The sequence below is a fragment of the Siphonobacter sp. SORGH_AS_1065 genome, from assembly GCF_030818595.1.
Classification (GTDB): Bacteria; Bacteroidota; Bacteroidia; order Cytophagales; family Spirosomataceae; genus Siphonobacter.
This window is the reverse complement of the sequence record NZ_JAUTAM010000001.1, coordinates 148,294-172,677: the sequence shown is the minus strand read 5'-3', so window position 1 is coordinate 172,677 and position 24,384 is coordinate 148,294. Positions and strand designations below refer to the sequence as shown.

At 47.4% G+C, this 24,384-nt stretch carries 11 protein-coding genes; 2 read left to right on the top strand and 9 right to left on the bottom strand.

Going from position 1 to position 24,384, the window contains the following annotated elements:
• Positions 1 to 356: 356 nt before the first annotated feature.
• From QE390_RS00510 to QE390_RS00500, 3 genes are all read right to left on the bottom strand, one after another.
• Positions 357 to 1,211 (bottom strand): sialate O-acetylesterase, encoded by an 855-nt coding sequence (locus QE390_RS00510; RefSeq protein WP_307140638.1) that lies wholly within the window; start codon positions 1,209 to 1,211, stop codon positions 357 to 359.
• A gap of 354 nt (positions 1,212 to 1,565) precedes the next feature.
• Entirely contained in the window at positions 1,566 to 3,122 is a 1,557-nt protein-coding gene (locus tag QE390_RS00505) for a glycoside hydrolase 43 family protein (protein WP_307140637.1), read from the bottom strand.
• Positions 3,123 to 3,227: 105 nt separating this feature from the next.
• Positions 3,228 to 4,901 carry a glycoside hydrolase family 43 protein gene (locus tag QE390_RS00500; protein WP_307140636.1) on the bottom strand — a complete coding sequence of 558 codons (1,674 nt, stop codon included), beginning with the start codon at positions 4,899 to 4,901 and terminating at the stop codon, positions 3,228 to 3,230.
• Positions 4,902 to 5,403: 502 nt separating this feature from the next.
• Here QE390_RS00500 and QE390_RS00495 point away from each other — a divergent pair.
• Positions 5,404 to 8,502 (top strand): TonB-dependent receptor, encoded by a 3,099-nt coding sequence (locus QE390_RS00495; RefSeq protein WP_307140635.1) that lies wholly within the window; start codon positions 5,404 to 5,406, stop codon positions 8,500 to 8,502.
• Between the two features lie 11 nt (positions 8,503 to 8,513).
• Positions 8,514 to 10,067: a RagB/SusD family nutrient uptake outer membrane protein gene (locus QE390_RS00490; RefSeq protein WP_106638308.1), complete on the top strand. Its 1,554-nt coding sequence runs from the start codon at positions 8,514 to 8,516 to the stop codon at positions 10,065 to 10,067.
• 415 nt (positions 10,068 to 10,482) lie between these two features.
• Here the strand turns inward: QE390_RS00490 and QE390_RS00485 are convergent, their stop codons facing one another.
• From QE390_RS00485 to QE390_RS00460, 6 genes are all read right to left on the bottom strand, one after another.
• The gene (locus QE390_RS00485; protein ID WP_307140634.1) at positions 10,483 to 14,631 is read right to left on the bottom strand and encodes a hybrid sensor histidine kinase/response regulator transcription factor; all 4,149 of its coding nucleotides are present in this window, start codon (positions 14,629 to 14,631) and stop codon (positions 10,483 to 10,485) included.
• Positions 14,632 to 14,961: 330 nt separating this feature from the next.
• On the bottom strand, positions 14,962 to 17,424 hold the full coding sequence (locus tag QE390_RS00480) for a glycoside hydrolase family 95 protein (RefSeq protein WP_307140633.1): 2,463 nt from the start codon (positions 17,422 to 17,424) through the stop codon (positions 14,962 to 14,964).
• 117 nt (positions 17,425 to 17,541) lie between these two features.
• A complete protein-coding gene (locus QE390_RS00475) occupies positions 17,542 to 18,570 on the bottom strand; it encodes a glycoside hydrolase family 43 protein (protein ID WP_307140632.1) in 1,029 nt (342 codons plus the stop codon).
• A gap of 8 nt (positions 18,571 to 18,578) precedes the next feature.
• Complete coding sequence (locus QE390_RS00470; protein WP_307140631.1) at positions 18,579 to 20,069, bottom strand: MFS transporter; 1,491 nt, start codon at positions 20,067 to 20,069, stop codon at positions 18,579 to 18,581.
• 7 nt (positions 20,070 to 20,076) lie between these two features.
• On the bottom strand, positions 20,077 to 21,198 hold the full coding sequence (locus QE390_RS00465; protein WP_307140630.1) for an endo-1,4-beta-xylanase: 1,122 nt from the start codon (positions 21,196 to 21,198) through the stop codon (positions 20,077 to 20,079).
• Between the two features lie 2 nt (positions 21,199 to 21,200).
• The gene (locus QE390_RS00460) at positions 21,201 to 23,756 is read right to left on the bottom strand and encodes a glycosyl hydrolase 115 family protein (RefSeq protein ID WP_307140629.1); all 2,556 of its coding nucleotides are present in this window, start codon (positions 23,754 to 23,756) and stop codon (positions 21,201 to 21,203) included.
• Positions 23,757 to 24,384: the final 628 nt, after the last annotated feature.

Genomic DNA, 24,384 nt, shown 5'->3' with positions numbered 1-24,384 from the left:
TGGGTTGAAACCTCGTTATTCACCTCGACGGTTTGGTACCGCAGGCACGGCCGACTAGTATAGCCCGTGAGCCTTGCAGGCTGGACCTCTCCACGACTAAATAGCTATGGGTTATTAGTCATTTGGCATTGTCGACGGCATAAACCCGAATGCTGTGCTCAAGCCGCCTACCATTCCATGGCAGCTCTTTCCGCCATGCGGTGGCTGGAGCAGTATGAAGTCAACGATGGGCGGCCGGCATGCGATGCCCGGCATGGATTACATACGGACTGAATAACCAGTCAAGCATGCAGGACGCCATATCTATTCTCCATAAACTCCTTACTGTCAAATATTTATACAAAACAACAACGTCATTATTCCCTCACCCCATACCCCTGCAACGACAGCATCTGCACGGCGTACCGCTTGCCTAATTGTCGGATGCTTTCGGAGGTAAAGTGAAGTTTATCCGGAACCGCCGGAAGGCCCGTCGATGAGATTACGTAGGCATTCGGAATCGTTTGGGGCAGCGTCGCGATGATCGCGTTCATGCTAGCACATTTTCCACCCTGATCTTGATTGACCACTTCACCCGCCAGTAAGGGGATAGAATTCGGGGCCAATCCCAAATCCACCAGCAGATTATCATAAAGTTTCTGAATCTTCGCTGGCCAGGCTTTATCGCCTGTGTTGGACTCCCCCTGATGAATCAGAATGCCTTTAATTACGCCGACTTTTTGAGCCAGCCGGGCCAGTTCCACCAAACGTTCGTAGGGGTTCCCTCCATAAGCCTTCGCCATGTTGATCATCCACGGTCTTTCCGCGGCTGAAGAGTCCAGATAAGCCTGATACTCAGCTTTATCAAAAATTTCAATCTTGCTTCCTGCTACCGCCACGGGTACTACGCCTACTCGGATGGTTTCGGGCAAATGAGCAACCATCGTGCGACCAAAATAATCGGCAGGGGAAAGTCGGGTATTACACCGAAACAAAGGCGGTTTAGCCGGATACCATTGGCCCTGACTCCGTCCCAGCTGCGGACAATCCAATGCTGCCAATACCTGAAACCGGGCATTTACGGTCGTATCCCGAGCCTCAATGGCAGCAGGACCTTCCATATTTGACTGCCCCAGACAGAGGTAAATGTGAAAGTTAGGGTCCTGAGCAACCGTATGCTCACGGCAAAACAGTACTAACATTACGGCCCAAATGATACCGATCTTTTTCATAACAAGTAGTAAAGGCTTAGAGCTCCATCCAAAGCATGGTTATAAAGACTGACCATTTAAATCCAAATAGAGCGGCCTTGCGTTGGCTTTCCCTCCGTTTGCAGGAACAGACGGGTTATTTTCATTTCACCGCCCTACTCTTCCTGTCATCCAGAGCGAAGTGAAGGCTCTTCCTAAGCCTGCGGATTGCTCTGGATTAGTAACTTATCCCAGTTCTATGCAAGTTCTATCACTACGTTCGAGATGACAGAGAGCTTCATTCGTTGAAACCCCGGTGGTCATCCAGAGCAAAGCACTTGCTTGCTCTCTGTCTGATTAAACCAATTCCTGTTCTTTGATCCACCTAATCTGAATTTAGGGCTGAGTAATGGTATCGCTAATATGGAAATAATCGAAATCAGCGTAGCCACCCGTTTGTTGCGTCGCGTAATTGAACAGGCCAAACCGATACCCCATAAAATGCGGAATGGTATAGGGCATTTTTAGCGATTCCCCGATACGTGTCCAGCTTTTGTTGTCAAGGCTGTAGAAGAAGTGAGCCGTATCCTTCCGATCCCGGAAATTGCATTCGGCTTTCAGATACACTACCTTCTGACTCAGGGGAATAGCTTGCAGCTCTACGGGTTTTCCATCTTTCATTTTAAACATTACTACGGAAGGCTTCCCCTGCGTAACCTTTACACCGACCAGCCCATAATCCTTTTGTAACAATCCTAAACCCGCAAAATCACCATCTTTCATCTGTGATACATCCAGAGCAGTGCTTCCCGACGATTCCGGCCCGATGGTCCGTTGGGTGAGGGTATTACGTGCCTGAGTAAAGGAAGTATCGATTCTTCCGGTTTTCAGTCGTAAAAACCCTTTGCGTTCGCTGAGCGACCAGAGCTTCGGTTCGGGGTTATGATTCCACTGCCAAACCAGCGGCAAGGTCGGTTCTCCCTTTTTGCGGCTGAATTCATCGGAGGCGACAATACCCGGAATCAGTCCTTTGCTCGCGGGCAAGGCCAGCTTTTCGGGCACTTTACCATTTTCTCCCAATACAGGCCAGCCGTTTTCCCAGGTAACCGGAACTAAATACGGAATCCGGCCTACGCCACCAAAATCCCGGAACAGATAGGCATACCAGTTTCCATTGGGCATATCGATCAGGCCACCCTGAGCTACGCCTAAATCCTGCAGGCCGACTTTTCCTTCCCACGGACCCGTAATTTTATCGGCCCGGTGAATCACAACCGTACGCATGCTTCCCTTAGGCCAGGTGATGTTAAACAGGTAATATTTTCCATTCACCTTAAATAACTGGGACCCTTCGGCGGGTAATCCACCTTCGGTACCCGAAGGCGTGCTGGCATTTTCGATGATAACCTGTTCGGTAGTACCCGGCTTTACCCCCGACAAATCGGAAGAGAGTTCGATCAGCTTGAGTTTACCCCCACCGTAAATCATGTAGACCCGACCGTCATCGTCGAAAAACAGGCTATGATCGTGATACGCTGGTTTGAACGAAACCTCTTTCCAAGGTCCTTTTTCAATGTTTTGGGTGGAATAGATATAGGTTTTACCTGTTGTCTGAGCGAATGTGGTAACGTAATAAGTACCCTTATGATATCGTAGGCTACTAGCCCAGGAACCTCGTCCGTAAGTGCTCTTACCATTGTTCAAATTCAGTTCATCCACTTCACCCAATCGGTCATACGCATAACCCACCAAATGCCAGTTGATTAAGTCCTTGGATTTCATCAAGGGCAAACCCGGACTCATGTGCATGGTGGTGCTACTCATGTAATACGTATCCCCTACCCGAATCATGGAAAGATCCGGCACATCAGCGAAGATGACCGGATTCTGGGCCTGGGCGAACAAAAGCCTACCTGAACAAAGCAAACACAGCAAAATAAAGCTTCTTCGCATGTTTATCTGATAAAGATTAAATGTTGAAAGAACCCATCTAAACTGCTTTGGGAATAGAGGATCGCTTGGGCGAGGTAACCTATTCCCAAAGCAGTTTAGTTACCCTTACTTATACATCGGGTCCTTGCCTTCGTACTTCAAATAACGGAAAGAAGCGGTATTAGTACTACTTTCGCCCGAAGAAGTGGCGTACATGCCATACACACAACCGATGAATCCACCCGCTACTTTGGTACTCAGAAACTTACCATCCACTTTATTTTTCAGCATTTGCCAGTTTTTGCCATCCGTTGTATACGAGAAGCTATACGAATCGCCCTGCGAAGAAATGCGAAGGTTTACTTTGTCAGCCGTGGTGTTCAGGGGTGCTTCCGTTACTAATTCCATCGATTTTTCACGGGGTACACTCTTGAAAAGCTGGATGAATGATTTCCCATCTTTCTGGCCTTTACTCAGGAAATAAAAATGATGTTCATCCTGAAGAATCACCAGCCCCGCTTTTTCATGTTCCGCTTTGGGACTAAAGCTCAGTTCGGTTTCTGCTGTACTATATAGGTGTTGCTGACGTTTACCCACAAAAGAAGGATTCCCCATTTCCATGCAGGTTTCTGGCTTTAGTTTCAGGGTTAATCCCTGCTTTTTGGAAAGCGTATACGAGCCGGGATCTACTGTCCGCATGAACAGCAGGGTAGGGTCCAGTTGTTTTTCGAAGGTCATCGTATAGCCGAAGTTACCCGACTGGGGTAGCATATCTTTCGGCTTGTTTTCTGCATAGTTCACCGGATAGGAATACTGAATTTCCTTATGGTTAGGGTTGATGATCGGCCAGTCTTCCTTCCATTCTACCGGAGCAATGAAGGTTTCACGACCCGTGTTGTAGAAATCGCCTTCGTAGGGCCGAACAGCCAGAAAGATCGAATACGTTTTTCCATCGGGGCCTTCCACAAACTGAGCGTGACCCGCCGAGGTAACGGGGTCTTTCCGGTCTTCGGGTAAGCCTTTCTGCGTCAGAATGGGGTTGTGTTCGTAAGGTACGTAAGGGCCCCAAACCGATTTACTTCGGAAAACTACTTCGGAGTGATTCACCGAAGTGCCCCCTTCGGCTGCGTAGAGGTAATACCAGTTGTTTCGCTTCAGGATATGCGGTCCTTCGATCCACACGGGCTTTTTACTGATATCCACCCCGCCGTTTACCAGTTGCTTTTCTTCACCTACTACTTTCAGATTCTGATAATCAAACTCATACATCCGAATGGTTCGGTGACCGGAGTACTGAGGTTTGTTATCGGGAGCATCGCTGTTATAGAGAATATAAGCTTTGTCGTTGTCATCGAAATACAGCGAAGGGTCAATTCCCCGAACCTGAGGAATACGAACCGGATTACTCCAGGGGCCTGCCGGATTTTTCGCCGTTACCACAAAGTTACCATCGTGGTCGATGTCCGTACAGGTTACGTAATACGTGCCTTTGTGATAGCTGATCGCCGGGGCAAACAGGCCACGCGTTAACCGTTCTCCCATGAAATCCATTTGCGAGGGGCGGTCAATGACATTGCCGATCTGCTTCCAGTTTTTCAAATCCTTGCTGTGAAAAACCGGAATGCCAGGAAAGTAGGAAAACGTAGAATTAATGAGGTAATAATCTTTGTCTACCTGAACAATACTCGGATCGGGATAGAAGCCCGACAAAATCGGATTTACTAAAGTTGTCTTCTGTGCTATTCCCACATTCAGGCCCCAAAGGCAGAGAAAAAGAACTGACAAAATAGGTTGTCTCATGTTTCTGTAAAATCGCTACGATGATGTGATAGAGGTTGCTCGTCGGGGTAACTTTTCCGTCAAGCTTGGTACTGGTCTTTTCTTCGTTTTAACGTAGAAGTCAGCGGACTCAAATGTAGAAGTAACCCAAGAAAGGCTAGGATAGAAATCTTTAAAAAATCAGAAAAAATGTTTAATTAGTTAAACATAAGCCCTCGTTAAGTCCTATTATTTACATTATTTCTATATTTTTTTACATTTCTACTACCGTCCGGTTATTCTCTCCCTCTAGTTTTGTTCAACCATTTTATCAGCCCAACACCCACGTAACTTCCAGTGTATTGTTCAGAAAGGGAGAGCCTTTGCGGACCTCAACCTACCGCTTAGCGATCCCTACCTGACTTCTATTCCTAATCAATTACTTCACAAAATTTCAACCAATGCTATGGGTAAATCTGTAACATTTAGAGAACATCCAGTCCGATGGATGATGTTTCCGCCAATGGTTTGTTTGCTGTTACAAATGCATCCGTCCCGTGCAGCAACCGACTATTTACGTCATGCTTCGATACCTGATAAAGCGATAGCCGGGCCTAGAGTCTGGATTGATCGGGTGATTACCGGAACGGTTAAAGACGAGCAGGGACAAGTGATTCCGGGCGTAAGTCTAGCCATCAAAGGCTCTACCCTGGGAACGGTTAGTAACGAACAGGGACAATTCCGATTAACCGTTCCTGATGATAATACAACGCTGGTCATCACGCACGTGGGTTATGCCAGTCAGGAAATCGTGGTAGGTACCCGGTCTTCCGTTGATGTAGTTCTTAAAAATGATCAGCGAGTGCTGAGTGAAGTAGTCGTAGTAGGTTACGGTACTCAACGTCGGGGAGCCATTACCGGAGCAGTATCTTCTGTTACCTCCAAAGCCCTTAATGAATTACCCGTGGCAGGAATTGATCAGGCCATGCAGGGACGGGTAGCGGGTTTAAACGTCACCAATAACGGATCACCGGGCAGTGCTCCCATTGTGACCATTCGCGGTATTAGCTCCATCAGCTTTGCCTCTGATCCGCTGTACGTAGTCGATGGATTTCCCACTGCTATTTCAAACATCGATCCCCGCGATATTCAATCAGCTGAAGTATTGAAAGACGCCAGCTCCGCCGCAATTTACGGTTCCCGAGCTACCAATGGTGTGATTATCATTACTACCAAAAAAGGTGCACTGCAAGATCGTCCGAGGGTTTCATTTGATGCTTATTTCGGGGTTCAAAGTCCAACTCGTGAGTTTAATCTTCTTAATACGCAGCAATATTTACAGTACGAAAGAGCTCTGAACGGAGCCAGCAGTTCACTACCCCCCCGGCTGGAATCGGCTAATTTCAATCTACCGGTTTACGAAGGCACTTCCCAGACGTTTGCCCAGACCAACACCAACTGGCAACGGGAATATTTCAGAAGAAATCAACCCCTTCAGCAATACAATGTCTCTTTAAGTGGCGGTAATGGCGTTTCGCGTTTTTATACCGGAGCGGGCTATTTCGATCAGCAAGGCATTGCCCAGGGTCTTAATTTCAAGCGTCTGAACTATCGCCTGAACTCGGAACATACCTTAAGTAAGGTCTTTACCTTCGGTGAAAACCTCTACATCAGCCAATCCAAACAACGATTCGACGTTTCTCAGGGCAACCGTACGCCCATTGTGAACGTCATTCGCATGCAGCCTTACTTACCCGTATACAATCCCAACAATCTGGGCGGTTTCATGGGTCCCCAAAACAGTTTTGATGCTTCCGATCCAGTCAATCCGGTTGAGCGGGCGTTTCTCGTAGAAAACATCAATAACACAACCCGTATCTTGGGCACCGCGTACCTGAAAGTAACGATAGCTCCCTGGTTGAAATTCACCTCCACCTATGGTCTGGATTATTCGAATGTAGCCATCGAGAACTACACGCCCATTCACAACGACGGCGGAACGTCCATTGCCGCCACGGCTTCCATTCAGAATCAGCGGCTGCTGACCAATACGCAACTGTTTACCCAGCAGTTAACCTTCGAAAAATCATTCGAAGGTCATAACCTGGGGGCCACATTTGTGTACGAAACACAGGGACAGAACGTGCGGAATGAAACGGCCAGCGGTACTCAGAGCACGAACGTGGTAAGAACACTGAACGGAGCGAACAACGTAACGGCTAACAGCATTTATGAAACCAACTTCATTCGCTCGATGGTGGGTCGGATCACGTATGATTTCAATGAACGCTATCTCCTAGCCGCCTCGCTTCGCCGGGATGGTCTCTCCGTCTTTGCTCCCGGTAATAAGTTCGAGAACTTTCCTGCCGTTTCCGCAGGCTGGCGAATTGATCGGGAAAACTTCATGAAAGAGGTAAACTCTATTTCTGAACTGAAACTCAGAGGAGGGTATGGGATCACGGGTATTAACGGGGTGCTGCTGGGGAATTACCCCTACCTACAACCCATCCAGCGGAATCAGTCTACCTATCCCTTCAACGGTACCGTTATCAATGGAAATGGCTCTTTTTATAACGGGCTGAGCAATCCGAATCTGGCCTGGGAGAAAACCAAACAGGCAAACATCGGTTTGGATATGGGCTTTCTGGAAAACCGCTTAACCTTCGTAGCAGAATACTTCCAGCGTAAGACAGACAACCTGATTCTGACGGTTCCTACGCCAACCAGCTTTGGCTTTGGTGGAGCGGGTACACTGGCTAACGTAGCCGGAATGGAGAATAAGGGCTTTGAATTTCAGGCAAGCTATCGCAAAACGCGGGGCGATTTCACCTGGAATGTAACGGGTTTACTAAGCGTGATTCGCAATCAGGTCGTACGCTTGAATAATGAGAATGCCTCAATCACTGCCGGTGGTGATGCTGATTTTGGCGGAGGTGGTCCTTTGACGAATACCGTAGCGGGTAAGCCCGTGCAATCGTTCTATGGATATTTAGTGGAAGGTATTTTCCAGAGTGAAGCCGAAGTAACGGCACACGCCAAGCAAAGTGGAGCCGCTGCCGGAGATCTGAAGTTCAAAGACCTGGATGGCAATGGCGTGATTAATGACGATGACCGCACCTTCATTGGAAGTTTCCTGCCGAAGTTCAGTTACTCGCTCAATTACGGAGCTAACTACAAAAACTTTGATTTCACCGTGTTCTTCCAGGGGGTACAAGGAAATAAAATCTTTAATGCAGCCCGGATTATTCGGGAAGGGATGCCTCGCTTATTCAATGCCGACGTGGCAGTGTTGAATGCCTGGACTCCTTCGAACACCAACACGGACATGCCAAGAGCCGTAAACGGAGACCCTAATCAGAACGTGCGGCCCTCCACCCGCTGGATTGAAGACGGCTCTTATCTACGATTTAAAAACGTAATGATTGGCTACAACGCCCCCGAATCCTGGACCAAGCGGACGGGTGTACTGGGCATCAGCAGATTACGCCTCTATGTTTCTGCCCAAAACCTGTTCACCGTTACCAAGTATTCTGGTTTAGACCCAGAGATTGGTTCGAAAAATGGTACGCTAACGAATGGCGTGGATTACGGACAATACCCCACTCCCCGATCATTTCAAGCAGGAATCCAGGCCACTTTTTAATACATAATCGTATGAAATTATCCAAGCAAACCATTCGGACGATGTGGGTGATCGCTGTTCTGCCCATCTTCTATTCCTGTAATGATAAAGCGTTGAATACCATTAACGAAAACGTGGTGTCAACTACCGATTACTTTAAAACCAGCGACGAACTTCTGGCGGGCACCAACTCTATTTATGCAACGGTGCGTAACATTTCACTGGTATCTCGGGAATGGTTTTTCCTGCATGACCTTCGCAGCGATGACGCCGCCGCCGGAGGTAGTCAATTGGAGGTGCCCCGTTTTCAGATTCTGAGCGGAAACACAGACCCCACCAATAGCGTGATGAACTCGGTGTGGAATGGTTTATATACCGTGATTCACCGGGCAAACACCGTGATTCAAAATGGGCCTAATGTGACGGATAATACAGCCGTAAGAGACCGCGTGGTGGCAGAAGCCAAGTTTCTACGGGCCTGGGCTTACTTTGAGTTAGTTACCTTCTGGGGAGCCGTACCTTTGTATACCTCACCCGTGAAAACGCCGGCAGACTACCAGGCCAGAGCAGACGTAAATGCCGTGTATACCCTCATTGTGGAAGATTTACGTCAGGCTGCCACTACGTTACCGAATAAATCTGCCACGGATAAAGGACGGGCCACCAACGGAGCTGCCAATGCCTTGCTGGGTCGGGTGCTGATGCAACGCAATGATTACGCCGGAGCCAAGGAAGCTCTGCTTAAGGTCACTACCTCAGGTGCGTATACCTTAACGGATCGTTACCTGGATAACTTCGAGGAAGAGACTGAATTCAACGCGGAGTCCATATTTGAAGTTGTGTACGTGGATAAAGGGGATAATGACTTCAACTGGGGCGGTAATGATACGCCGAACTCCGCTCAGTCAACCATTCGGAATCAGGAGTATAACCCCGTCGCCTGGCGAAACCTGATTCCATCGGACAAGCTGCTGAATGAGTTTGAAAACACGGCGACCGGAGCCGCCAAGACCGATCCACGGTATAGTTTCAGTTTTTACCAAACTGGCGACCGTTACAACAACGATGCGGATGTGCTGACGGATGCCGATCAAAATGGTAACTCATCCACCGTGAATGGCGTTCGGAAAAAAGTCAGCGTTCGGAAATTCATGATCCTTTACAAAGAGGGAAAAGCCAAGGCAAGTTACCACCCCGGTGGTAATAATCAGCGGATTATCCGTTACGCGGAAGTACTGATTAACCTGGCCGAATGTGAAGCCGAACTGGGAAACCTGACGGCGGCAGTGAATTACCTCAATCAGGTCAGAGCTCGCAAAAGCGTAGCGATGCCTGCGTACCCCACAAGCCAGTATCCAACCAGTACGAAAGCCCAGGTAATCAAGGCGGTTATGCACGAGAAAATGGTTGAACACTCCTTTGAATGCATTCGGAGTATTGACATTCTCCGCTGGCGTCCTAAGGGGTACTTCACTCAGGAGCCCTTCGCTTATTTTCGGTCGCAAAGAGACGAATTACTGCCCCTGCCGATTGCGGAGTTAGATAATAACCCACTGGTCAGCGGCAAACAGAATCCTGGTTATTAATCCTATAAAACCCACACCGAAACACTAAGCTTCCTGTAGAGAATTCTACTTTGAGTTTATTCCTTAATCACAACAAGTGCTGAATGGAAATCCATTCAGCACTTGTTTTTTTATAGCCTATTGTTCGTTTTGGTTTGCTCTTTAACACAATGCTGCCAGCGAAAAAGCTGGCCGGGCCACGCTGGCAGCGGCTGGGTTCGATGATTACTTGAAATATTGACTATTTATTATTCTATAAAATACCCTTCATTTTAGATCACTCTTCATCTAAACCGCTGCCAGCGTGGCCCGGCCAGCTTTTCGTTGGCAGCACTATTAACTCCCAGGGAAACAACACACTATTACTTGCCTAAGTATCACAATGCTGCCAGCGGCTGCGTTCGATAATTACTTGCAACGTGCAGCATTCGTTATTTTATAAAATACCCTCCGCTCTCGTCCGCTCTTTCTGGATGTACTCGGACGGAGTCATGTTAAAGTGAGCTTTGAATACCTTGGTAAAGTAGTTGGGGTTAGCAAAACCTATCTCATAAGCTACCTCGGCAATGTTCATGTCGCTTTTGTTTAAGAGCAAAGCGGCACGTTCAAGCTTGATGGATCGGATGTACTCAACCGGGGTCATACCCGTAAATTCAAGTAATCGGTTATACAAAGAGGCTCGACTCATGGATAAATGACTGCTTAGCGTTTCCACCGATAACTGCGGATTAGACAGATTATCATGAATATAAGCTAGCACTTTCTCCAGAAAACGTTCCCGTTCTGGAATAATTTCCGGATTGGGGGAAGTCATCACGACCTGCTTGGTGTACGTATCTTTAAACACCCGGTTGAGGGCAATCAGGCTATTCATTTTTGCCTGTAATACGGCAAAATCAAAGGGCTTGGTGATGTAATCCGTTGCTCCCGACTCCAGACCAGACAAAGGCCCATTTTCTTCAATGGCAGCGGTCAGTAATATGATGGGGATATGCTTGGTTCGCTTGTCGGCTTTCAGTTTTCGGGTTAACTCTAGACCATTCATCTCGGGCATATTTATGTCACAGACGATGATATCAGGGTGATGAAACAGAATTCGTTGCCAAGCCTCCTTCCCATTGGTCGCTTCAAAAAGCCGATAAAACGTTCTTAGGTTTTCTTTGATGTAAAAACGGAAATCTTCATCGTCTTCCACAATCAACACCAAAGGTTGATCCGAATTTTTACCAGAACTCTCCACGACGGGGAAAGGCACTAAGTCCTGATTCACAGGAACCAGGGTCTCGTTGACCACAGCAAGCTCCTGACTTACTTCGCGTTTCAGCCGTAGCCGAAAGGTAAATTTACTGCCCAGTCCTACGGCACTTTCTACGGTGATGTGTCCATCATGCATTTTGACAAATTCCTTGACAATAGAAAGGCCAATGCCCGTTCCCTGATTAAGGATAGCCGGACCAGTATCGTGCTGGAAAAAGCTTTCAAAAATCCGGCTCTGAGCTTCGGCAGGAATGCCAATGCCTGAATCTTTGACGGACACAGCTATACACGCCACCTCAGCGGTAGATTCTTCCAGACACTCTTCAAGGCTTACGCGAATAGACCCTTTCTCCGGGGTGAACTTAAATGCATTGGATAACAAATTGAACAGGATTCGCTCGACTTTATTTTCATCGAAGTAGAGCGTTGCTTCCTCCATTTCACTGGAAAAAGATAAAATGATATTCTTTCGGATGGCCAGGTCGTTGAAAGAGTTTACCACGTCTTTCAGAAAAGCCACCATCTGCCCCGGCTTCAGGTGAAGTTTCAGTTCCTGCTCTTCCAGTTTCCTGAAATCCAGGAGTTGATTTACTAAATTACTCAGCCTGCGAGCATTCCGATTAATCAGGTTAAGCTGATTGCTGGCACTTTCGTCCATATTCAGTTTTAACAGTTTTTCGGCAGGGCCCGCAATCAGCGAAATGGGTGTTCGGAATTCGTGACTAAGATTTGTCAGGAACTTAATCTTCATACGATCGAACTCCCGCAGGTATTCGGCTTCTTTGCGTTGTTGTTCCAGACGCTGGCTGGCCTGAAGTCTTTCCTGCTGAATGGCGAATTTCTGCTTTAACTGATTAATGCTGCGGCGACGTATTAAAAACAGAATACCGAAGCCTACCAGCACGTAAAATACATAAGCGTAGATGGATTGCCAGAAGGGAGGAGCTACGTTGATCCGAATGGATCTCCCTTCGGTATTCCAAAGCCCATCATTATTCGACGCAATGACCTGAAAGGTGTACTCACCAGGGCTCAGGTTTGTGTAATAGGCACTGTGTTCTTTTCCTGCATCAACCCATTGGTTATCCACTCCTTCCAGCTTGTATCGGTAATGATTGTGTTCAGGAACGGTGAAATTGAGGGCTTCGAAATGAATGGAGAAATTTTGTTTGTAGGCCAGTCGGATTTCGCTGGCCGTCAGTAAAGACTGATCGATAGGTCCTTTAGGAGAAGGGACAACGGCCTGATTATCAATTTTCAGCTCCGTCAGGACCACTTCCGGTATTTGATTATTAATCTTAATATCCGACCGCTTAAAGTGATTAAAACCACTCTGTCCACCGAAATAAAGCTCTCCGGTAGAAAGCTGTAACCCAGAGCCCAGGACAAAAGCTCCGCCCTGTAAACCATGGTGGTGCGTATAATTTTTAAATCGTTTGTTCAGGGGATTGAAACAGCTCAGGCCTTTATTCGTACTGAGCCAAAGTTCGCCGGTTGGGGTTTCGATGATTTTCAGCACTACCCCATTAATCAGGCCGTCGCTTTCTGATAATACCTTAAACTTCTTGCTTTGCGGGGTAAGATAGGCTAACCCATTTCCATTGGTTCCAACCCAGATGGTACCTTTGGAATCTTCTTTGATGGATAGAATATAGTTACTGGGTAAACCGCTGTTCTTTTTTTTGTAAAAGGAAAAGGTTTTGGTTTTGGGATTATACAACGAAATACCGCCGCCAAAGGTACCTGCCCAGATTCGTCCGGATTTATCTTCTTCAAACGCCCGGATGTAGTTATTGGAAGGTTTGGTTATGTCATCGGTATTGTCACTCTGACTAACCAGTTTTTCTATGGTATTTGTTTTGACGTTGAGGATGTTAATTCCCCCACCGTTCGTCCCAATCCAGAGGTTGCCCTGTCGATCTTCTTTCAGACAGAAAATGGCATTACTATTCAGATCTTTTGGTCCGTTTCCCTTTTTGAATTGAGTATAGCGTTGTGAATCTGGCTGGTAACAAAACAATCCGTTCAAATAAGTACCTACCCACAACTGCTGGTTACGATCCATTGCCAGAGCCAGCACGCTTAAATCATGACTTATGTTTTTGCTATCATCGGGTAACTGAATTTGTTTGAATAGGTCCTTCTGCGGTATATATTCATGCAGTCCGCCGCCATCAGTTCCCACAAAAACACGGTTTCGGTACTCCGCAAAGGAAGTAACGGTGGACGATTTTAAGCCGAAAGGATCAAAAGCATTGCTTTGTTTTAATTTAAAATGGCTCTGACTCTTGTCATATTGGTTAAGCCCGCCCTGATACGTACCAATCCAGTAAATTCCCTTCTCATCCACCAGAATGGACCGGATGGATCGACTACTCAAACTATGCGGATCGCGGCTGTCAGGGCCATAACTGACAATGTACTCCGTAGCCAAATCCAGCACGTCCAGGCCTTCGTCCGTTCCCAACCAGAGTTTACCATTGTCATCGGCGGCTAGGGCGTAAATGGTGTTACTGCTGATCGAATTTTTACCGGGGGAATCATTAAAATTCTTAAACCCACTCCCTTCTGCTTCCAGCTTACTCAAGCCGCCAATGGTGCTCACCCAAATCTGATTACGGCTATCCTGAACAATCGCAGAAATGTAGTTATGCGTTAAACTGTTGGGATTATCGTCCTCATGCGTGTAGTGTCTGATGAGGGTATAGTTTTTGTCATACAACCACAAACCCTGATCCGTTCCTATCCACATTTGATGCTTCCGATCCTGAAAGGTGTAGAGTGATGTCTGCCCTTCAAAATGCTTCATGATTGCCTGATAGGGCTTTTGCACCAGAAGTTTTTTCGTAACCGGATCGATGATATATAAGGCTCCGTAGCTGGTAATCCAGATATTCCCTTTATCATCAGCCGTGATGTGGGTAATAGCGGGCTGTATTTTCTTTTTGTCCCCTACTTCTTCAAACGGAATAATAGAGTCGGAAAGACGGTCATAATAACTGAGCGAACCTCCGTTGGTCCCGATCCATAAATCGCCGTTATTGCTTTCAAAAAGAACCGTAATATGATTGACCTTTAAACCCTTGTATTTTTCAGCATCATGCCGGTATACTTTGAAATTCGTTCCATCAAAACGATTGAGTCCATCTTCGGTAGCCAACCAGAGGAAACCGAAATGATCCTTGCACAAGCCGTAGATTGTACTGGAGGATAAGCCATCTTTGTTCGAATAACTCTTGAATTCCAAGGGTAATTTCTGGGCTAATACCCCAGCATTATTCAGGATAGCTAGTGTAACTAGAAGGGAAAAACGTATCAAGATTTTCATGCCTACTTGCTGCTAGATAAACACAGGTGTTGAGCTTATCTATGGAATGGAATAGCAGTTTTTCAAGAATAGACTCCTGCTTCTGGGCAATACCCGATCATCAGAGGCACAGGAGCCAAGTATTCTCAAATAAGTCCAAAAGTTAGTCAAATAAATCCATGATCTAAACTTTCGACCCGGCATTCATTCGAGGCACGATTGATCTTTTAAGCAGGAAAACAAAAAGTGATTCATTAGCAAAGCGAAAGTTTCTGGACAGGCAAACCTGACTTCACCAGAAGCTTTCGCTTTGCTCTACCTGATACCCAACGTTTACAATCATACGCTACCTTACTGGCTAACTAGCGTAATCTCTTCACCTTTTCGGGTGGGTATGTCGTACAGGAATGTTGGTTTGAGGGTAAGGTTATTACGTGGGGCCTGGGACGAAACTATTGCCGCTGGAATTTCCTCGGTGTAGTAATAGGGATTGGTATTAGAGCCCGTCGCCTGTGTTAGGCTTAATCCACCAGCCCCTTTCAATGCCTGGGGCGTTCGAATTCGAAGATTTCCGCCTAGTGTAGACCGAATAACCACTTTCTTTAGTTGACCCTGTTCCCATTCCAGAGCAAGAATTTCAAACCCACCTCTGGCTCGCAGTCCTCCAATGCTGCCTTGAGGCCAGGCATCGGGTAAGGCAGGTAACAAATGAACCGACCCGTCGGCACTTTGCAGCAACATTTCAGTAATACCGGAGGTACAGCCAAAATTTCCGTCGATCTGAAAAGGGGGATGGGCGTCAAATAAATTGGTATAGGTACCTCCCCCTTCTTTGTTAACGCCAAGCGGCGTTAACTGATTCTGAATCAATGCATAGGCATGATTACCATCCTGTAGTTTGGCCCACCAGTTTACTTTCCAGCCCATGCTCCAGCCCGTAGATACATCGCCCCGATGCAGTAAAGAAGTGCGGGCAGCCCTAAACAGATCAGGGGTACGATACGCTGAGATTTGGCTTGAAGGAAACAACCCGTACAAGTGCGAAACGTGGCGGTGCTTATCTTCGGGATCGTCTACATCGTCGAGCCATTCCTGTAACTGACCGTATTGACCCACGTGCATGGGAGGCAGTTGGCTGCGTTTCTGTTTTAACATTCCCACAAAATCCGCATCTTTTTTCAGGAGTTCAGCGGCTCGTATCGCGGTGCTGAATACGTCAAAAACAATCTGGTTGTCCATGGTAGTGCCCGCGTCGATCGACGACCCACCGTGAGCCTGGGGAGCATTTTCGGGCGAAGTTCCCGGAGCCACCACCAGCCAATGATACTTGGGATGTTCTACCAGAAAATCCGCGTAAAACTGGGCCGCCCCTTTCAGAATGCGATACGCGGAAGCCAGAAATTTCTGGTCGCCACTGTAGAGGTAATGCTCCCAGAGGTGCTGACTCAGCCAGGCTCCGCCTGCCGTCCACATGCCCCAGAAGGCCCCGTCTACAGGCCCGTTAATCCGCCAGAGGTCGGTATTATGATGAGCCATCCAGCCACCCGCCCCATACATCACCTTAGCCGTTTCCTGCCCCGTTTCTGCCAGTTCCCGAATCATCCGAAACAAGGGTTCGTGCATTTCGGACAGATTCGTTTTTTCGGCGGGCCAGTAATTCATCTGCGTATTGATGTTGATGGTGTACTTACTGTCCCAGGGCGGCCTCATCCGGTGATTCCAGACACCCTGCAAGTTGGCGGGTTGTCCGCCGGGTTGTGAAGACGAAATCAGCAAGTAACGTCCATACTGGTAATACAGCGTAACCAGTTGAGGATCATTCGTAAAGCGAAAGTTCTTGAGCCGTTCGTTTGTAGGCTGGGTGGCGGCATCACTCGTTCCGAGATCAAACGTTACCCGATTAAAAAACTTCTGATAAGTCGCGACGTGTGCTTTACGCAGGGCCGCATACGATTGGGTGAAAGCCTTATTCAGGTACGCAGCAGCCCGGGCGTCTGCCTGGCCGCTGAGGTCTTTGTACGTGTTGAAATTGGTAGCAATAGAAAGATAAAGCGTTGCTTCATTCGCTCCCGTTACCGTAAGCGAAGTATCCGTACGCGTAAGGGTTCCGCCTACGGTTTTAAGCCGGGCCATGCCTTGAAAGTTCACCAGCCCTTTCACACCTTCATGATCGGAGGTAATCCCGGAAAGGGTTAGTTCCCGGGCAGGAGTGGTATGACGTTCGGCTTTTGGGTGCGGGGAAGAAAAAGAAGCGGTGAAGGATAGTTTTCCTGGCTTGCTGGCCCTTAGCTGCATCACAATCACCTGATCGGGAAATGAAGCCAGCATTTCTCTCGTGTAGGTCACCTCTCCAACCCGGTAAGACGTTCGGGCAACCGCCTGTTCGATATCCAGTTCCCGGGAATAATCCGTAAAGGAATCGTGGCCGTCGAAGTTAAGGTTTAGATTACCTACGGGCTGAAACATCTGACCATGCGATTTTTTGGTTAAAACCGACTGGTTCGCCAGTTGCTCGGCTTCCTTTTGTTTTCCGGCAAAAATCAACCGCCGAATTTCTGGTAGGGCCGAGAGGGCGTTAGGATTATCATTCCGATTGGGGCTACCGCTCCAGACGGTATGTTCATTAAGCTGAATCGTTTCCGTACCCACGTTTCCATACACCATCGCCCCCAGTCTGCCGTTCCCGAGGGGTAAGGCATTTTCCCAAACTTTTCCAGAGGGTTCTGTATACCAAAGTTTTAAGGCCGGCTTATGCTGTGAAAAACCAGTGACAGAAATTATTAATAAGAGCAGGCAGAGGTATCGTCGCAACATAAGCAGAGGCACAGAATCGGATGAATGTGAGGCGAAAGGTAGAACGATTATTGGGTTAAAGAAAGACGCAAACCCGGTTGGCTTCCGCCTTTCTTCAAAAAATAGACTACTTTTTACTTAGCTACGTTCGGTTACGTAAGGAATTATGGTTTGAATCAATCCCTGTTCATCATGCCTAAGCTCCGTTACCTTAATACTTCGCAAATGAGTAACCCCATTGGATAAACTGGAATCGTGATAAAACAGGTACCACTTGTTTTCAAACGCACAGATGGAGTGATGAGAGGTCCATCCCACCACTGGTTCCAGAATTTTTCCGGCGTAGGTAAAAGGGCCATACGGGTTATCGCCAATGGCATAGCAGATCAAATGGGTATCTCCGGTGGAGTAAGAAAAATAGTATTTCCCCTGATACTTGTGTAACCAGCTCGCTTCAAAAAACCGTCTTTCGTTATCACTGGCTACCAATACCTCTCCTTTTTCATCCACGATGCGTATTTCCCTGACTTCTTCCGCAAATTCCAGCATATCGTCCGTTAACCGGGCTACACGCGGCCCCAGAGCTGGTTCATTACCCGTGGGCTCGGTATGGCTTTCATCGTATGTATTCGCCCGATACGACTGTAACTGTCCCCCCCACAAGCCGCCAAAATACATATAAGCTACGCCATCATCATCCACAAAAACCGCAGGATCAATGGAATAACTTCCCTGGATGGCTTCGGGTTGCGGGGTAAAGGGTCCGGCGGGAGAATCGCTGACGGCGACGCCAATCTGAAAAATGCCGTCGGCTTTTTTCGCGGGAAAATACAGGTAATACTTCCCTCCTTTAAATGCCGCATCGGGTGCCCACATTTGCCGTTCTGCCCAAGGCACCTCCTTTACGTGCAAAGCCAGTCCATGATCAACTGCGGGTGCATCCGGCGTTTCCATGGAAAAAACGTGGTAGTCTTCCATGGCAAAATGGCTTCCCAAATCGTCAAATGGAATACCGGCATCAATATCATGCGAAGGATAGATGTAGATTTTTCCCTCAAACACGTGAGCCGACGGATCAGCGGTATACATATGAGAGACCAGCGGCTGGGAAATCGCCTGCGTACGGAGTTCTGCAAAATCAATATGCTCAATTGAATCTTCTGGCATAGCAAAAATTAGTTATGGGTTTCTAGAAGGGCACTACGTCTAGCCTGAAGGTCTAATTCAAGCTTATCCTCCATTTTTTTATCAATGCGGTATCCGAACAGCAGCAGCGTTGCTCCGCCCATGAAAATCAGGCCGGGAACCAAACTCACCAGTAAGCGAATGCCCTGAATGGCACTTTCGGTCTGCACAGCCGCCTCGGCATCGTAACCGAAGGTACTGAGCAACCAGGCGGCAATGGCTCCTCCAAAACTCAGGCCTACTTTCAGACCAAAAATCATGGCTGAAAAAATGATGGCCGTTGCTCTCCGGTTGTTCTTCCATTCACTGTAATCGGCTACGTCGGCTATCATCGCCCATAAAAGCGGCGTGGTGATGCCGTACAGGAAGCCATGCAGCGTCTGTAAGGCAAAAACGGTGGACACGGCGGTCTGCGGAAGGAAATTGATGACCAGCAAAGTCATTCCCGAAAGGGTCAGAAAAATAGCATATACATTTCGCTTTCCGATTTTATCAGCCAGCGACTTTGAACAGATGATGCCTACAATCATGGCCAGGGTACTGGCCGCACTCACCACACTGGCCGTGGCGTAGGGAGCACTGCCGGGCTTGCGAAACTCGGCCAGAGCCGCTTTACCCGTGATACTTTCCAGGGAATTGAGCAGGCTTCCAAAGCCCAGATTGTCCAGAAAAGCAACCTGACTGGCGGTAGTCAAGTAATACTTGAAGTAAAAGATGTTCATTCCACCCTTAATGGCTAGCGTAATAAATACCAGAACGGTGAGGCCCAGCATAATCAGCCAGGGTCGGTTATGAATCAAATCCGACAAGTCCTGTACCAGCGGCGTCTTCTGTTCTTTAGGCGGTGAGACGCGTTCTTTGGTGGTGAAGAAGGTAATCAGAAAACAGATTACCCCGGTAATGGCAAATACGGTCATTACCTTTTCGAACCCGGCGGCCTTATCGCCTTTACCAATTGAAATGACCAAAGGCAATAACAATACCTGTACGATAAACTGAGCAATCATTACCGCCACAAAACGGTACGAAGAAAGGCTGTTGCGTTCTCTCATATCGCCCGTCATTACCCCACTCAGGGCCGAGTAGGGCAGGTTATTAGCTGAATACACCATAACCAGAATCAGGTACGTCACGAACGCATACGCTATTTTTCCGCTTTCGCTAAAGGAAGGCGTCGAAAAAGCGAGCAGAGCGATGATGCCGAAGGGTACAGATGTCCAAAGGATCCAGGGCCGGAATTTGCCCCATTTCGTCTGGGTTCTGTCGGCGATGGCTCCCATCGCCAGATTGAATATGGCTCCAATAAACCCACCCGTGAGCATAATAAAACTGGCACTTCCGGGCGAAATTTTATAGACATCCGTATAGAAAAACGTAAGAAAAGCCATCAGCGTCTGGAAAATAAGGTTCGCTGCCAGGTCTCCCAGGCTATACCCTATTTTTTCGAGTACTGATAATTGAGGTGAGGTGGATGGTCGCATGGGTTAATTATTGATGAGCCTGAATGACTTTATAAAAAGCTGGTTTGGGATTGTATTGCCGGTCGAACAGCAAGGGATAATTGGTTCTTCCCCGCACGGGCCAGCCGTTAAGCCAGCTTTGTCCATCATGCACGCCCCAGAAAGTAACTCTCGCTATTTTGTCTTTGTGCTTCACAAACAGCTTAAACAGTGACTCGTAATCACGGGCCAGTTGTTGCTGAAGTGAGTCGGGTAGTCCGCTGGTATAAGGGTTCAGGCCTTGCTCATTACTCATCCGCTGGCTGACTTCAGCTCCCTGAAAATCACGTTTCAGTACCTCAATGTCCAGCTCCGTGATGGCTACTTTAACACCCAAAGCCGCGTACGCCAAGATGCTTTCTTCGATATGCTGCAAGGGGATTTTACCTACGTGCCAATGGCCCTGAATACCCACGCCGTCAATTCGCACGCCTGCCGCCTGAATCTTTTTAATGATTTCAATACAACCTGCTCTTTTGGCGGGTTGCTCATTGTTGTAATCGTTGTAGTACAGTTGCGTTTCGGGGGAAGCCGCCTGAGCCAGTCTAAATGCTTCCACCAGATACCCTTCGCCTAACTTATTGAGAAATATGGATTTGCGGAGTGTTCCATCTTCGTTTAAGGCTTCATTAACGACGTCCCAGGATTGTACTTTTCCACGGTAGCGACCCGCAACGGTCTGGATGTGTTCTTTGAGGAATAACTGAAGGGAGTCCGCACGCTTGATTTTCCGTACAAAAGGCGGCAACTGACTATGCCACACCAGCGTATGAGCATTGATGGCCAATTTATTCTTTTTTCCAAATTCAACCAGCTTGTCTGCATACGTGAAGTTGTATTGATCCCAACGGGGGTGAATCACTTCCGCCTTCATGATATTTTCGGGCGTAGCGGCATTGAATTGCTCCGCGATGAGCTGTGTCTCCTTTGGACTTTTCTCGTCAATCTGCCCCGCATTTAAAGCGGTTCCGATCAGGAAATCGTCCTTATACACCTCTTTCAGTGACGGAAGATTCAACGGCACTAGCGAGTTAGACTCCGTCGTAAAATTGGTCAAGGCCAGAAAACCTATCCCCAGTAAAGCAATTGGCGTATACTTCAGTCGTATCATATCTATTTATCAGATGTTTCATACCTAGTTTCTTCCGGCCCCAAATAGCTTGGCTCGATGTTCCCAAAGTCCACTACCAGCTTTTGTAACACGACTCCCGGACTAACCAGCCAGAACTTGATCGTGTGTTTGCCCGGTTTGTCAAATCGGTGTTTACTGGGCTTTATGATGATATTGTTAGCCGCCCACTGGTTCCACACGCCCCGGTCACTCGTTTTGTCTTCCTGATTGAGACTGATGAGTTGTGGCGTTTGATCGTCTACGGACAAGGCATATTGCAATCCTTTTTCGGAACCATAGAAGTTCAGACTCGGAGAAAAATACGCGTGAATGGTGGCCTCTCCGTCGGCATACGTATAAATGTCATACGCTACGTGCGGGGCGTTTCCTCCCGGACTTTGTTCGGAGCCTGTTACGGGAAAAGCCGTCAGGGCCGAACCCGTTCGACCGTGGTCGGGCAGCACTTTCCAGGTTACTCCGTTGGAATGAACAACGTGGGTAAAATGATCCGCCTCTATGGAAACGCCCCGTTTTTCATCCTGATAGAAAACCGGGCTTTTTACTCCTGCCGGAATTGTTGCCTGACGCGAGTTTGCAGTTTGGGAGAAAGGTTTTTCGCTTCCTTCTCCATCGTACAAACGAAATACCTGAGGCATGCGTTGTCGTTCAGGCTGTTGCCAGTAGGTGTAACCAATGTGCGTCTGACTCATGAAATGATTCCACTTACCATTATTGAGCTGGTGATACCGTTGGGTAATCAGCGAATCTTTTTCGTATAATTCCCTGACCCGTTCAGCGTACGCATTGGTTTCTTTCCATTTTTGTTGATACGCCTGATGATTGAGTGCGACCTGGTAATACATTTCATTCAGATTGGCACAGGCCTGAATCGGATGTAACACCAGTTGAAAAAACGCATCCCGATATTGCGTTGGAAGTTTGGCATTCAGCTTCTCGGCTCTGCCTAACAGATCATTATAATCGGTTACTACCGTTTCCCATTCTCCATTTTCTAGTCTGTACGTTTTTGCGTCCAGTAGTTCGGGTTTTCTGCGGGCATTATACTTGGCGTAACGGGCCAGCAGGAAGGCAATTTCAGAAGCGTCTGCTTTACCAAACTGAGCCGCTGCCCATTCCTGCGTATAGGTCTGTAACTGGTCAGGGCCTATTCGCTCTGGATTCCAGGCATAATCCAGAAAAAAAGAAATAGGAAATTCCATGGGTTTCAAGTCACCCACATTCACAATCCAGATGTTTTTAACCTGATGCTCCCAGGCCAGATGCATCTGCTCCCAGATTCGGGGTAGTGGATTGGTATTCAGCCATTTGTAATTTCTGGGTCCGCCTACGTAATCAAAGTGGTAATAAATCCCGTATCCTCCCTTCCGGCTTCCAGCCTTTGGAGAAGGGAGCTTTCGCAGGTTACCCCAGTTATCGTCGCACAGCAATAGAGTAACGTCGTCGGGCACCCGCATTCCCTTGTCGTAATAATCCTGAACCTCTTTGTACAAAGCCCATAACTGCGGCGTTTCTTCGGCCCGTTTTCCGGTTACTTCCGAGATGATTTTCCGTTGGTCATCCACAATTTTTTCCAGCAGGGCAGTCGCCGTTTCTCTCGACATGGGTTCGTCTCCATCTCCCCTCATGCCGATGCTAACGATTTTCTCATTGGAAGCCCGCTTCATTCCCTCCCGCCAGAACTGACGCAGTTGCTGTGAGTTGGTTTCGTAATTCCAGGCACCTTTCCCTACTCGTCGCCACTCGTCATGGGCCCGCATTAAGGGTTCATGGTGAGACGTTCCAATCACGATGCCATACTTTTCAGCCATTTTGATATTCAGTGAGTCGTCCGCGTAAAAAGCGTTTCCCCACATGGCAGGCCAGATATAGTTCCCTTTCAGACGAAGGATAAGTTCGAATACTTTTTCGTAGAACTTATGGTTAAAGCCGCCAAATTTTTCTTTAGCCCATCCGCATAAGGCGGGGGCTTCATCGTTCAGAAAAATGCCCCGATACTTCACTTGGGGAGCATTCTGTAGCTGCGTATTTTTATGAATGTATACTTCGTTTTGCTTTTTGACCGGTACATCAGCCCACCAGTACCAAGGAGACACGCCCAACTGACGGGATAATTCAAACACGCCATACGCGACTCCCCTTCGATCATTACCGTTGATGACTAAAGCCTGAGAAATGGTGGGAGAAGGATTGCTTATAAGTCTGATCTGGTATGCTTCCCAGGTATCGGCCATACCTGAAAGTTTCTGGGCCGTTGCTAATTGCTTCAGAAATCCAGACTGTTCCATCGTGCCAATAGCAATGACGTTTTGACGAATCTTGTCCAGCGTATGGACCAAGGGCACCTTCCGCCCCGTTACCCGTTCAATATCCTGTTGAAGCAATTGAGCTGAGGTCTGAACCAGCTCTGCTTCTTTGGTATCCACATAAATAACGGCTTTCGTGACCGCAAAATTGGTAGGTTTCTCAGATACCATTTGCTGAGCATGGCCCACCGATAACCAAAGTATGCCTACTGTAATGAGTATTCCTATTTTCATGTTGAATGGGTATCCAATGAACTGACTTAGGAGTATGGGTAACTCCTCTCCTGTGAAGTAGTGATGCTGGCAATTGTCACGATAGAAAGGCCAGATCATTAATCAACTATCGCTTGTGCAGCTTCATTAAGCAGGCCAAGTATTGCCCGACCCAATTCATGACTTTTCAAAGAAATAGTTTAACAAAAGTAAAATACAAGCTTTCGCTGCTGTGAGAACAAATGTATAAAAGAGTGAAACAAATGTTCAATAATCTGTAACGTGTACCATTATACGTTATCCAGGTCCATAGAAATGTCCTCTTCCTACATTCCCTTGTTAATCGAAGCATTCATGCTTCCCAGTAGGGAGCTAAAAGGTATAAAACCATTTCATCGTCCAGATTTTCTTTTTGACAAGGATTCAGTCTATAAATATAAAGTGTCAATTGAACATTTATTTTCCGGTCAACCCGTCTAAAATCATAATTATATTAATAAATAATTACATTTGTCTTAGAGAATACCTCAAAAACATGCTTTAACTAAGGTAGAAAGGCACGAAAGTTAGTCTCTCCCTGCGTTCGAGCGGATGAAGGGAAGCGTATACAATTCGTCAAAAAAGCATTGGTAACGCTTCGCATGACCAT